Genomic DNA, 12,507 nt, shown 5'->3' with positions numbered 1-12,507 from the left:
AATGGCGCTCTTAAGTCTGGAACATGTATCGGTTGCTTATGACAACCGCCTGATCCTGGAAGATTTCAACCTGTCGCTGGCCAAAGGGCAGCTTCTCTCCCTGCTCGGACCGAGCGGCTGCGGCAAAACGACCACGCTGCGGCTGATCGCCGGATTCCTGAACGCGGAAGCGGGCAATTTCATGTTCTCGGGGAAGGACTACACCAGGGTTCCGGTGGAAAAGCGGAATTTCGGCTTTGTGTTTCAGAACTATGCGCTGTTCCCGCATCTGTCGGTGTACGACAATGTGGCGTTCGGCCTCAGGCTGCGCAAGCTGAAGGAGGCGGAGGTGCGCAAGCGGGTTACCCGGATGCTGGAAATTGTCAGTCTGGGCGGCTTTGAGAAAAGGCTTCCGGCCGCCTTATCCGGCGGACAACGCCAGCGGGTGGCGATTGCCCGGGCGCTGGTGATTGAGCCGGACCTGCTCCTGTTCGACGAGCCGCTCAGCAATCTGGATGCGAATCTGCGGGTGAATATGCGGGTGGAAATCCGCCGCATCCAGCAGGAGCTGGGCATTACGACCGTGTATGTCTCCCATGACCAGGAGGAATGCTTCTCCATCTCCGACCAGGTGGCCGTCATGAATAACGGCAAGATCGAGCAGCTTAACCAGCCACCGGCGATTTTCAAGTATCCGGCCAGTGAGTTTGTGGCCCGGTTCATCGGGTTCGGGAACTTTATCTCCTTTGACGGCAGGAATGATGAAGGCGCGGATATTGAGCTGAGCCGTGGGGCGCTGAAATTTCTGGGAGTCAAGCGTCCGGACGGCGAAGGCAACACCGGCCTCTTGGGGGCGATCCGCCCGGATGATCTGCAGCTGCTCAGCGGCCCGGCGGATTCCGGGAACACGTTGCCCGGCACAGTGCAGGTCAGCACGTATCTGGGCCGCAGCTATCAGTATCAGGTGGAGACGGAGCTTGGCGTATTTACCGTCAATCAGGAGATGGAGCAGCCCTTCAGCCAAGGGGAGCGGGTAACGGTTTATTTTCCAAAAGAGAAGCTGGTGCTGGTGCAGTAGCGCTCATAAGAGGAGCATACATGATGATTACTGATCAACTTATACTGAACGCTAAGGTGTACAACAGTTACTATAAACGGTTTGAGCACGCGAATGTGGCCGTGAAGGACGGGCGGTTTCTCTATATCGGTCCGCTTGGGGAGGAAACGTTCACCGCACAGGAAGTAATCCGGGCAGAGGGGCTGTATATGGTACCCGGCCTGATTGATATCCATCTGCATATCGAGAGCACGATGATTACCCCGGAGACCTTTTCTTATGGCATTCTGCGCCATGGGGTAACCACGATTGTTCCCGAGCCGCATGAGATGGCCAATGTATTCGGGGTTGAGGGCGTGCATAAGATGATCCGGGCCAGCCGGGATTGCCAGGTAGACATGTTCTACTCTATTCCCAGCTCGGTGCCGGCAACTCCGCTGGAGACGACGGGCGGTTCAATCGAAATCGAGGATATCGATGAGCTGATGGAGACGGAGCGGATGATCTGCCTGGGCGAAGTGATGAATTATGTGGATGTCATCCGTGACCCTGACGGAAAAAGCAACCGCATCCTCCAGCATGTCCGCAGCCGTTATCCGGGTCTTGTAATTGAGGGGCATACGCCTAAGCTGCTCGACCTTGATTTGCACCGCCTGATCTATGCGGGAATCGATTCGGATCATACCCACCAGAGCATTGAAGGCCTTAAGGCGCGGATTGCGGCGGGAATGTTCATCGAGATTCAGGAGAAGTCGATGACTCCGGAGGTGGTGGATTACCTGCTGCGCCATCCGGTCAGCGAGCATTTCTGCTTCGTGACCGATGATGTAATGACGGATTCACTGGTGAAGACGGGGCATCTTGACCATCTTGTGCGCAAAGCGGTAGCCATGGGCATGGCGCCGGAGGATGCGCTCTATGCGGCCACGTTCACCCCGGCCCGGCGGATGAAGCTGGATGACCGCGGAGTCATCGCGCCGAACAAAACCGCCGATTATCTGCTGCTGTCGGATCTTAGCAGCTTCGCGATTGAGGCGGTCTACAAGCGGGGGGGCCGGGTCTATGACCGCAAGCTGCCGCTTCCGCAGCCGGAGACGGGACCGCGCTTCCCGGCGCATTTCTACCGCAGCGTGCAGCTGACCCCTCTGTCCGCAGCTGATTTTGCGGTGCCTTCGGAGCTGCCGGACGGCCGCTGCGGTTCCCGGGTGATGATGGTCAACAGCATCTCCACATTTACCGAGGAAAAGCACGCGGAAGCCGTCGTTAAGGAGGGTCTTCTGGAGTGGCAGAAGAGCGGCTACGGCCTGATCGCCACCTTCGAGCGGTACGGCAAGAACGGCAACCGCGCCTATGGCCTGATCGGCGGCGATACGATTACGCGCGGCGCGATTGCTACAACGTATTCGCACGACAACCACAATCTGCTGGTCGTGGGCCATGACCCGGAGGACATGGCTGCAGCGGCCAATGCGGTGATTGCCGCGCAAGGCGGCTTCTGCGTTGTCGCGGGCGGCGAGGTGCTCGCCCTGCTTGCACTGCCTGTTGGCGGCATCCTGACCGAAGCGCCGCTTGAAGAGACTGCGGAGCGTGTGCAGGAGCTGCGGAAGGCCATGGAATCGCTGGGCTACAATCATTACAATCCGATTATGTCCATCAGCACTCATTCGCTGCCGGTCAGCCCGGCACTCAAAATCACGGACCACGGCCTGATCGATGTAGGCACCGGGCGGGTTGTACCGCTGCTGTTTCCGCTTGGGGAAGAGTGATGGTTGCTGTGCCGGCATTTGTCCGGGTGCATTACATTTTTCCGCTTTCGATGGCAACGGCGTAATCTTCACGTCCGTTTGATCTGGCCAGAGCGGCAGTTGTGAACCAATCATAAGATACTTTGATATGCTCTATGTTCCATCCCCCCTCGGAGTGGCTGAGAAGTGCGTATTTCGCATGAGGAGTGCCTGATTCCATCTGATGGGGGAAAGGGAAGGGATCGTCATATGCAGGAAGCCCCACGCTTCCTGCATTTACAATGATTTTCCCGTCAGGAAGGATTACGGTTCTCTCCATATGGCTGTGGCCGCAAATAACAATGTGCTCTTGATATGCGGACAGCTCTTCCTGCAGACTGGCCGGACTCTTGAGCCGCTTGTTGTGCGGGGTGATTTCTTCGAGAAGATATGTATGGTTAGAACCGGGAGTCCCATGGCAAAAAAGTAGATTTTCATAAGACCAGGTTGGGAGGAAACCGCTGATCCATTCCATTATCTCACCGGTTAAAAGCGGCTTTACAAATTTAAAGGTATCCTCATCAGAGTGCTCCTCCTGCAGAATTTCATCACAGTTCCCCATAATAGTTATGATCTTTTGATCAATTAACAGTGCTGCGGTTCCCAGCGGGTCGAGCGGACCATACAGAACATCGCCTAAGTTAACAATTTGATCAACCCTCCGATGCCTGATATCCTCTAAAACGGCCTCCAGAGCCAATCGGTTGCCATGCACATCAGAAATAACGGCGATCCGGATCATTTTATCCAAGATATAATCATTCCCTCCATTTTTTTGGAAATCCAGTGAAGAAAACATATATAGAATATACAACATAATTATACATAAAAATTGCATATAAACTAGAAATATGAATATATGAATATTTTCTAAAAGCAATTGATTTCATCCAATGGATCAGATAATATTATTTTACATAATAACCTAGTTAATTTAATATTTTTCCTTTTTCTGCTACTGGAGTTTTCTTGAGAAAGAGAGGATGATAATGTTCCATATCGATTCTTCAGAAATAACCCGATTTTTTTCAGCCCTTATACTGCTTTTATTATGTGCCAATACCTTGGGATTCATCGCAGAGCGTCTCTTTATTCCAAGGGTAATTGGTGAAGTGGCCGGAGGATTAATATTAGGGCCAACGTTTATAGGACAGATTTTTCCGGATTTTTATACATCTCTCTTTCTGGGGTTTGAAAGCGAAGGCCAGCTTTTTGGACTCATATACCAGTTGGGACTAATCCTCCTTATGTTTCATACCGGTCTGAAATTTCATACCCGATTAAAGAGGGAAGATGGCAAGATTGCGCTAAGCCTCATCATCGCTTCCACAACTCTCCCATTTCTAGCAGGTTGGTTATTCTCCTCCATGTTTAACATAAATCAATTCCTGGGCTCATCTAATAATCCCATTGCGCTGCAAATTGTTATTTCTATTTCGATTGCAGTTACTTCCATACCGGTTATTTCAAAAATTTTCCTGGATTTGGGCATCGCTCATTCCCGGTTTGCCAAAATCGTTATTTTTGTAGCCGGAATTCATGATGTGATCTTGTGGATTGCCCTGGCTATTGCTTCGGGGATGGTTTCCTCAGAGCAGACAGACAGTTCAGCCTCTCTATTTAATAGCCTGGGTGTGACTGTGGGGTTCATGCTGCTATGTCTTCTGGTTATTCCTTTTTTGCTGAGAGCCATAACCATGAAAAAAGCTAATTTCCTATACAGATCATCGTTTCTTGGATATTTCATCCTGATTCTTCTAATACTATCGGCGGCTTCCGGATATTTGGGCGTTGATATGATGTTTGGAGCTCTGCTCTCCGGAATTGCGATCAAAATGGCCTTTCCGGAGGAATTATGCGAGAAAATTGAAAGCAGTATAAAAGGAATATCCTTTTCTTTTTTCATTCCGCTGTATTTTTCCATAGTGGGTTTGGGTCTAAACCTGGTGAAGGATTTCGATATTTTGTTCTTCTTGATCTACCTGGTATTTACCTTACTGGTTCAAGGGATTGTGGTTTATGCAACCTGCAGGCTTATTCATTGTGACCGGCTTACCAGCATGAATTTTGCCGTAAGCATGAATGCAAGAGGAGGCCCGTGCATTGTCTTGGCCACTGTAACCTATTCGCAAGGCATTATTAATGAAGAATTTTTCTGTATCCTGATAATTTTAGCTCTGGTGACCTCCTGGTTTGCCGGATCATGGCTGAAATATGTTTTGAAGAATGGCTGGAAATTGATGCCCGGCGATGAAACAATCACGATATCGGAGGGGAAGGAACAAATATACTACCAGACGGTTCCACTGGAAAACAAGTAAGAGTCAGGGGGAATGCAAGCATGCGGAGGGGGTTCTTTTTTGAATGATAAAGCAAGCTTAGGCAGGTGGTCTATTTTTAGGTTTCGTCCATATCTGCTCTATTTCATAGGACATACCATTTCAATGCTGGGCACAGGCATGCAATTCATTGCCACCAGTTGGCTAGCTATGGAGCTGACCGGCAATAGCGGTGCGGTTGCATATGTTCTCATAGCGACATCGCTCCCGGGGATTTTGTTATCTCCGCTGATAGGAGTATATATTGACCGGTTTGACCGAAAATGGATTGCGGTGCTGATGGATGTTTTCCGGGCAGCGGTTCTAGTGGGCATACCTGTTCTTTGGTGGCAGGGACTGCTGGAGCCATGGCATTTATATACGGCTTCATTCCTTGTATCGCTGGGGGATGAGGTGTACACACCCGCTGCTATGTCGCTGATCCGTGAAGTGCTGCCACCCAAAGCGCTGCTGTACGCCAATTCCACCAATACGATAGCGATGCAGGCAGGGGCTTTGGTAGGCGCAGCATTGGGCGGGGTTATAATAAGTCTTTCTTCCTCTGTTACCGTAATGCTGATTAATGCGGGAAGCTTTCTTATTTCGGGAATCTTTATCGTTCGAATCCGGAAGGGCCTTGTTATTCCGTCGAAGGCAGGCAGTACGATTAAAGCGGGAGTAAAAACCTACTGGTCCGAGATTAGAGCGGGGCTGGCGTACATTCAAGGTCGCCATCGTCTGGTGATCTTCTATGCGATGATCTTCTTTATACGGATGTCGCTCTATACCATTAATGTGCTGCTTGCCCCGTTCGCTAAAGATGTTCTGGAGGTAGGCTCGATTGGCTTCGGGTATATAGATGCCTGCTTCGCCATTGGGGCCGTGGCAGGGAATTTAATTCTGCCGCAGATCACTCAGGCCAAAGGAACAAATTTTGTAATGGTTCTCGGAATGTCCGGCACAGCATTAGCAATCATGCTCTTTGGATTCAGCGTGAATCTGGGCATGGGAATGTTCATTTATTTCATTCTGGGAATGTTCTTCCAGGTTGGCGTGCTGTATCTGACACGCGCCCAGGAAGAGACGGAGCTTTCCTATCAGGGGCGGGTACATTCTACCTTCAACACGCTATTCTCTATTCTTTCTTTAGGGATCTATTTAGGGATGGCATTTCTAATGCAGCATTATTCTTTCCGGTTAATATATGTAGTTCAAGGCGTTGTAGTTGCCATTGCCGCTATCACCGCCTTTCGCGTACTTTACTCCAAACCAAAGGGGGTTCAGAATAATGTGTCCGGTTAGACGAATTTTAATTATCGGAGGGAGCAAGAAGCTGCTCCGTTCGGCTGTAAAAGCAAATGTTGAAGTGCTCTCAATCCAAAAAAACGAGCAGTTCAAAACAGATTTTTTTGAATACGCCTCTAAAACCTTTTTGGTAGATTATGAAGATATTGATGCTCTAATTCCTTTGGCCAAGGGAATCTATGAGGCTTATCCGTTTCAATATGTCTTGTCTATGACTGAGACGGGGCTGCTTCCGGCAGCTGCGATTAATGACAGCCTGGGTCTTCCGGGCAATTCCGTTGCATCGGTTAAGCTACTCAGGGACAAGGTAGCCATGCGGGAATTCCTCAAGAGGGAGGGGATTAGCCCGGTGGAATCGTCAGCAGGTGTGTCCAAGGAAGATATTTCCGAGTTTGGCGCCAAGGTAGGCTGGCCGATCATTGTCAAGCCTAGAGATGGTTCCGGCAGCTATGGCATTTTCAAGATTGATTCATTAACAAAACTGGATGATAGCTGGAGCTTGATCAGGCAGCTTGGCCTTGAGGCATTTATTATGGAAGAGTTTCTGGATGGCCCGGAGATCAGTGTGGAGGCCTTCAGTTTCAACGGCAGGCATGTTATCGCGGGAATGACTGATAAATGGACTCTCTCGAACTTTGTGGAGATAGGACATTCGGTTCCTTCACAGATAGAATGTACGAGCCGGGATGAGGTGGAAGCATTGGTGGAGCGTTTCCTGACGGCGGTAGGCATTCAAGAGGGCCCGACTCATACAGAGCTTCGCCTTACACAAAAAGGGCCAAGAATAATTGAATCCCACAACCGAGTTGGAGGGGACAAAATTCACGATTTGGTTGAATTGGCGTATGGCCTGGATATGGTTGAACTGGCCTGCAGCCAGCCCTTCGATCCGGTAGATCCTTCGGTAATCCCCGATAAGCCCTCTAGGGCTGCAGCCATCCGTTTTTTTACACCGGATGCAGGAGTTGTCACAGACATACTCGGACTGGAGGAGGCAAGGCAGCTGGAATATGTCGACGAAGTGGCCGTCACTGTCAAGGCCGGGGATGCTGTACCGGTCATTAAGCATTCTCTTGACCGGGTAGGGTATGTGGTCACAGTAGCGGAGGATGCTGCCGAAGCCGTAAGGTTGAGCCGTGAAGTGGAGAGGTCGGTGCAGATAATTACCGAGCTGAAGGCGGGTGAGCCGATGAAGTGAAACATATTGTGCTGCTCAATTCCGATAAGCCGGAGCCGATAGAGATTCTTGCAGCCAGGACTGATCTTCAGGTATCGGTGATTACAAAACCCAAGTATGCGCATTTATATACTTGGGCCGCAAGGGTGCTGGAGGTTAGCGACATTGCTAACGTTCAGGAAGCGGCGGAGGCGGCGCTGGCCGCAGCGCGCATACAACCCATTGATGCGGTCGTCTGTCCTTTTGAGAGAGCGTTGCTTCCAGGCGGCTTTATCCGTTCCAACCTGGCTCTGCCCGGCCTTTCTTATGATCAGAGCACAGGGTTTGCCAACAAGCTTACGATGAAGCAGAGACTGAGGGAGAAGGGCCTTCCGACAGCGGATTACCGGAGAGTGGATTGTGTAGAGGAGCTTTCCGGTTGTTCAGGCGAACTGGGATGGCCATTGATTATCAAACCGGCTATCGGGTCCGGCTCCTATAACACGACAGTAATTAAATCCGAGAGGGATTTCTTGCATAAGCTGGCTGCTGGAGACCTGATGGATTTGAGCAAATCCAATGTTCCGTTGATCGCAGAAAGTTATCTGTCGGTGCATGCGGAATACCATTGCGACGGAGTAATTTATGGTGGAAAGGTACAGTTTGCTGCTGTGTCCAAATATGTAGCTCCTGTATTGCCCAGTCTTGGACAGTTTATCGGTTCTTATATTCTTCCTCAATTGTCACAAGCTGCGATGGATATTGAGACGCTTCATATGCAGGCTGTACAAGCACTGGGTCTGGAGCAAGGAGTTACCCATCTGGAGGTCTATGCCACCGAGAAAGGATATATCATAGGCGAAATTACCTGCAGACCTGCCGGCGGGGGAATTCCCATGAATGTAGAGAAGCACACCGGTGTGTCAATCTGGAGAGCTTTTATACAGACCTCATTGGGGGAAATGCCTGAGCTGAACAGACATTATTGCTCAGGCATCAGCGGCTGGTTGGGACTTCCCGTATCCAATGGGCTGATATTGAACCTTAGCTCGGAGGAAGAGCTTGCGGGAATTCCGGGTGTGAGGGAGGTGCAGCTGGCTGCGGCCCCGGGCCAAATGATCAATGAGCGCCAGACTTCTGTTTTATATGCCGGTAAAGTATTTTTTCAATCCGGTGATGAACTGCAAGCCGAAGAAATCCTCAGCAAAATCAAGCTTGCTTATCATTACGAACAGGTTCCAAGAGGGGAAATCCTATAATGAAAAAAATAGTTGTGTATGGTCTGACAGGATCAGGCAAGTCTACGTCAGCGGCATTGATACAAGACTATTACAAGCTGCAGGGCAAAACAGTAGAAACCATTAAGCTTGCAAAGCCCCTTTATGATTTACAGCTGACGTTCTACCGCACCGCAGGCTTGGATATTCTCTATGATGATCAAGACCAGCATCTGCTGGAGGACATTGCCGTTCAGCTTCGAAGAATTTCTAAGACATGTCTTGCCGATGATTTCTGCCGCCGGTTAAAAGAGGCAAAATCGGATGTTGTCTTGAATGACGACTTAAGAGATCCGTATGTTGATTATCCTGCGCTGTTAAAAGAGAATTTTATATTTATCAGAGTAATATGCCCGGAAGAATTGCGGGTCCGGCATCTGGCATCCAGAGCGGATAAACGAACGATCCTTTACTCCAAAGCTACTCAGGATATAGATTTGATTAAACCTAATTATGTCATTATGAATGATTCAATGCATTTTGAGGATCTGCAAGCCAAGATTCTCGCATTAATGGAGGTTATCAATTAAGCAGGAGTGTGGAACGGATGATCCTTACAGGAACGGAGATTGGCAGTGAAGTCCTCAAGGGCAGAATTGAAATTAAACCATATAATGAAAAGTTTATTGAGCCAAACTCCTATGGATTTCATCTAGCTCCCACCATTATATGCTATGAAGACACAGTGCTTGATCCTGCGCGCAAGCCTGAAGAGCGAAGGCTTGAAATCCCTGAGGAAGGATTATGTCTGTTGCCGAGAGTATTCTACTTGGGCAGCACAATGGAAAAGATGGGCAGCAATTACTACGCCGCTACTTTGTATGCCAATCATTCAACAAGTACTATGGGCATGTGGATTCAGTTCAGTGCTCCTCTTGGGCATACAGGGGCTATTATCCCATGGACGCTTGAAATAAGAGTGAGCCATCCTACGATGGTGTATGCGGGGATGCTTATTGGGAAAATTGCTTTCTGGAGTACTCAGGGAAGCAGAATGATTTATGACGGTAAATATACCGGGTCGGAGGAAGTTGTATCATCCAGGTTGGAAATGGAAGAAAGAGGAGTGCGAGGGGGTGGGGTGGATGATTTTAACGGGTCCACAGATTATTGAAGAGTGTAGAAAAGGGAAAATAGTAATTGATCCCCTCTATCCGGAACAATGCAATCCCAATAGCTATAATTTTCGGCTGGATAAAACGTTCCGGGTATATGACCAGTTCCCGCTTGATCCTAAAGTACCCAACAAAATCCGGGAGTTTGAAATTCCTGAGGAAGGCTATGTACTGGAGCCGGGAAGGCTTTATCTGGGGAATACCATGGAAATATTGGGGGGGACCCATTTTGTTCCAACCTTTGCAGCCCGCTCATCCATTGCCAGACTCGGCCTTTTCATTAATCTTTCAGCCAATCTTGGAGATATTGGTTTCATTGGACAATGGACATTGCAGCTGTATGCCATTCATCCCCTTCGAGTCTATCCCGGAATGAAGATCGGGCAGATGATGTGGTGGAGAACAAAAGGAGAAATCTCTTTGTACGAAGGGAAATATCAAGGCTCCAAAGGTCCGCAATCAACGCTAATCTATAGAGATTATGAAACCAAAGCTGTGGAAGAGGTGATCCTGAAATGAGTTATATCTGTAGTCTGAATCCGTCCCTGGAGCCGGTCCAGACCGGGCATAAGTTTGCGAATCTTGGGCGAATCAGCGGATTAGTACAGGTTCCGGAGGCGATCTGCATCACCCAGGCAGCATTTCAGGATTCCATCAGCGAAGAGCTGACCGATTTCCTGGAGGTTTTCTTTGAAGAGCTGAAAGCAACCGTAGGTTGTTTTTTATTATCCACCTACCCGCAGCTGAAGGAGCGTATAGTAGGACTGGCTCTTGCCCCGTCTATTGAAACAGAACTGAACAGCGTCCTGGTCCAACATTTCGGATCTTTGGAGGGCCGAAAGTTTGCAGTCAGATCATCAGGAGCTACAGAGGATTCAGGCCAATTCAGCTTCGCAGGGGTGTATGAGACGCTGCTCAATGTGGAAGGATTGTCCGGAATTATACAAGCTATTGCAGCATGCTGGTCTTCCTATTACAGCTATGCAGCAGTAGCTGCCCGAATCAGGGCAAATCAATTCTCCGCAAAGCCCGATATGGCGCTAATTATTCAGGAAATGGTCCCTTCTGAGTACTCAGGAGTCGCGTTCACACAGCCTTCTAATGAACGGGTTGTGATTGAGTATGTGAAAGGCCTTGGAGATCAGATGGTATCAGGAACTGTAACGCCTTGGATATATTCGGAAGGTGAGGTTACTGCCGGCTCCAATCAGATGGCTGCAATTTTACAGGATGTGAAGGAGAGTGCCGGAAGGCTGGCCGGCTATTTGAACTACCCGGTTGATATTGAATGGGCATGGGCAAGCAATACGCTGTATATTTTACAGGTCAGACCTATTACTGCCAAGATGGATAACAGTGAACAATCACAGCCGCTGTGTATGGTCGCCGATTTGTACGGCAATGGTCCACTGCCGTTGGGAATGGAACTTGGAGACTGCAGAGAGGTGTATACCTCTTACGTAACCAAAAGAGCCTCATCTTATCGGCTGGCGATTTCCCACGGAGTTCAGGTTGCGGGAGCTTATGTAATGTATTTTAATGGCGCAGGCTTGTTGAAGAATACTGGAATTCTGAAGGACCTTCTCGGGAAGACACCGATTGGCCAGGTTGTGCTTGATATCAGCTCCAACATTCGTCAGGTAGTATTGGAGAAGGAGCAGGTATATGAATACCTGAAGGATACGTTTGCCCTGACCCAGGGCAGCTATCACACACACACCATTATCATTAGAGATTTCATTCAGGGAGAATTTGGGTTTATCTCCCGTAGGATAGGCGAGCAGAGTGAGGGTGTCCTGATTGAATATTCAAAAGACGGGCTTATGAACATCAACCGTGGCATAGCCGGCTGCGAACGGATTGTTGTCGGCAGCCTTGACGCAGTGAACGGTATTAATGACCTTATTTACAGCGGCGATGCGGATGAGGTGCGGCAGTTCTATACTACTCTGCCAATCATTTTAAGATTCACGAAGCTCGTAAATGACCAGCTTCCGGGAACGCAGCTGGAATGGGTGCTGGAGAAGGGGCTCCCATACTTTATTGACTACTCGAGGGAAATGGATGAGGTCATTTACAACGATTATTCAGGGAGTACTGTGATATCTGCCGGGACGGCCGAGGGTCCTCTCTATCCGCTGGTTGATGATCAAATGCTATACCGATTGAGCATTGGCCCTGCGGTAAGTGTGGATAAGACTGCCGATGTACTGGAGCATGCAGGCTTGCAAGCCCTGATACACAAGATTAGCTCGCTTCCCAGGAAGCCCATAATATATGCACAACGTCCTTACGCCATTCTTTCGACACTTTTTGAGCACGTGAGCGGCTTTATTTTTTCAGAAGGTTCTCTATTATGCCACTTGGCTATCTTGTTAAGAGAGAGCCGCATTCCTTCCGCCATTAATAGTGAGTTCAGCGCAGAAGAGGGTGCAGAAGTATTCATTGCGGATGGATTGATCCATCTGCCGCAGGAGGAAGGGATCTTAAGAAATCTATAGGAGCAGGAGTGAGTT

The 12,507-nt window shown here is 49.2% G+C and carries 11 protein-coding genes; 10 read left to right on the top strand and 1 reads right to left on the bottom strand.

The genetic code is table 11. The annotated features are described in order from the left end of the window. The first annotated feature begins 1 nt into the window (after nt 1). Nucleotides 2-1,057, top strand: a complete 1,056-nt coding sequence (locus tag HYD27_RS13650; RefSeq protein ID WP_219215977.1) for an ABC transporter ATP-binding protein — start codon at nt 2-4, stop codon at nt 1,055-1,057. Between the two features lie 23 nt (nt 1,058-1,080). After that, nucleotides 1,081-2,802 carry an adenine deaminase C-terminal domain-containing protein gene (locus HYD27_RS13645; protein ID WP_219215976.1) on the top strand — a complete coding sequence of 574 codons (1,722 nt, stop codon included), beginning with the start codon at nt 1,081-1,083 and terminating at the stop codon, nt 2,800-2,802. A gap of 31 nt (nt 2,803-2,833) precedes the next feature. On the opposite strand, the gene HYD27_RS13640 is transcribed toward HYD27_RS13645, so the two are convergent. Beyond that, a complete protein-coding gene (locus HYD27_RS13640; protein ID WP_219216055.1) occupies nt 2,834-3,562 on the bottom strand; it encodes a metallophosphoesterase family protein in 729 nt (242 codons plus the stop codon). Between the two features lie 247 nt (nt 3,563-3,809). Between HYD27_RS13640 and HYD27_RS13635 the strand changes: the two genes are divergently transcribed. Genes HYD27_RS13635 through HYD27_RS13600 form a run of 8 tightly spaced genes read left to right on the top strand, consistent with a single transcriptional unit; the run spans nt 3,810 to nt 12,492 of the window. Beyond that, nucleotides 3,810-5,141 (top strand): cation:proton antiporter, encoded by a 1,332-nt coding sequence (locus tag HYD27_RS13635; protein ID WP_219215974.1) that lies wholly within the window; start codon nt 3,810-3,812, stop codon nt 5,139-5,141. A gap of 39 nt (nt 5,142-5,180) precedes the next feature. Then, nucleotides 5,181-6,440, top strand: a complete 1,260-nt coding sequence (locus HYD27_RS13630) for an MFS transporter (RefSeq protein ID WP_219215972.1) — start codon at nt 5,181-5,183, stop codon at nt 6,438-6,440. Next, the gene (locus HYD27_RS13625) at nt 6,427-7,641 is read left to right on the top strand and encodes an ATP-grasp domain-containing protein (RefSeq protein ID WP_219215970.1); all 1,215 of its coding nucleotides are present in this window, start codon (nt 6,427-6,429) and stop codon (nt 7,639-7,641) included. The genes HYD27_RS13630 and HYD27_RS13625 overlap by 14 nt, the downstream gene beginning before the upstream one ends. After that, complete coding sequence (locus HYD27_RS13620; RefSeq protein ID WP_219215968.1) at nt 7,638-8,858, top strand: hypothetical protein; 1,221 nt, start codon at nt 7,638-7,640, stop codon at nt 8,856-8,858. The genes HYD27_RS13625 and HYD27_RS13620 overlap by 4 nt, the downstream gene beginning before the upstream one ends. After that, the gene (locus HYD27_RS13615; RefSeq protein ID WP_219215966.1) at nt 8,858-9,406 is read left to right on the top strand and encodes a P-loop NTPase family protein; all 549 of its coding nucleotides are present in this window, start codon (nt 8,858-8,860) and stop codon (nt 9,404-9,406) included. Before HYD27_RS13620 ends, HYD27_RS13615 begins: the two co-directional genes overlap by 1 nt. Nucleotides 9,407-9,423: 17 nt before the next feature. Then, entirely contained in the window at nt 9,424-9,990 is a 567-nt protein-coding gene (locus HYD27_RS13610; protein ID WP_219215964.1) for a dCTP deaminase, read from the top strand. Further along, on the top strand, nt 9,878-10,510 hold the full coding sequence (locus HYD27_RS13605; protein ID WP_219215962.1) for a dCTP deaminase: 633 nt from the start codon (nt 9,878-9,880) through the stop codon (nt 10,508-10,510). Before HYD27_RS13610 ends, HYD27_RS13605 begins: the two co-directional genes overlap by 113 nt. Continuing rightward, a complete protein-coding gene (locus HYD27_RS13600) occupies nt 10,507-12,492 on the top strand; it encodes a PEP/pyruvate-binding domain-containing protein (RefSeq protein WP_219215960.1) in 1,986 nt (661 codons plus the stop codon). The genes HYD27_RS13605 and HYD27_RS13600 overlap by 4 nt, the downstream gene beginning before the upstream one ends. Nucleotides 12,493-12,507 lie beyond the last annotated feature (15 nt).

The organism is Paenibacillus sp. S150, assembly GCF_019352175.1.
GTDB lineage: Bacteria > Bacillota > Bacilli > Paenibacillales > Paenibacillaceae > Paenibacillus_AQ.
This window is presented reverse-complemented; position numbering and strand designations above follow the sequence as displayed.

Bases quoted from the DNA above. Each gene is read 5' to 3' on its own strand.
- HYD27_RS13650 (WP_219215977.1), top strand. From the start codon at position 2: ATGGCGCTCTTAAGTCTGGAACATGTATCGGTTGCTTATGACAACCGC.
- HYD27_RS13600 (WP_219215960.1), top strand. From the start codon at position 10,507: ATGAGTTATATCTGTAGTCTGAATCCGTCCCTGGAGCCGGTCCAGACC.
- HYD27_RS13610 (WP_219215964.1), top strand. From the start codon at position 9,424: ATGATCCTTACAGGAACGGAGATTGGCAGTGAAGTCCTCAAGGGCAGA.
- HYD27_RS13615 (WP_219215966.1), top strand. From the start codon at position 8,858: ATGAAAAAAATAGTTGTGTATGGTCTGACAGGATCAGGCAAGTCTACG.
- HYD27_RS13635 (WP_219215974.1), top strand. From the start codon at position 3,810: ATGTTCCATATCGATTCTTCAGAAATAACCCGATTTTTTTCAGCCCTT.
- HYD27_RS13640 (WP_219216055.1), bottom strand. From the start codon at position 3,562: ATGATCCGGATCGCCGTTATTTCTGATGTGCATGGCAACCGATTGGCT.
- HYD27_RS13605 (WP_219215962.1), top strand. From the start codon at position 9,878: ATGACGGTAAATATACCGGGTCGGAGGAAGTTGTATCATCCAGGTTGG.
- HYD27_RS13645 (WP_219215976.1), top strand. From the start codon at position 1,081: ATGATTACTGATCAACTTATACTGAACGCTAAGGTGTACAACAGTTAC.
- HYD27_RS13625 (WP_219215970.1), top strand. From the start codon at position 6,427: ATGTGTCCGGTTAGACGAATTTTAATTATCGGAGGGAGCAAGAAGCTG.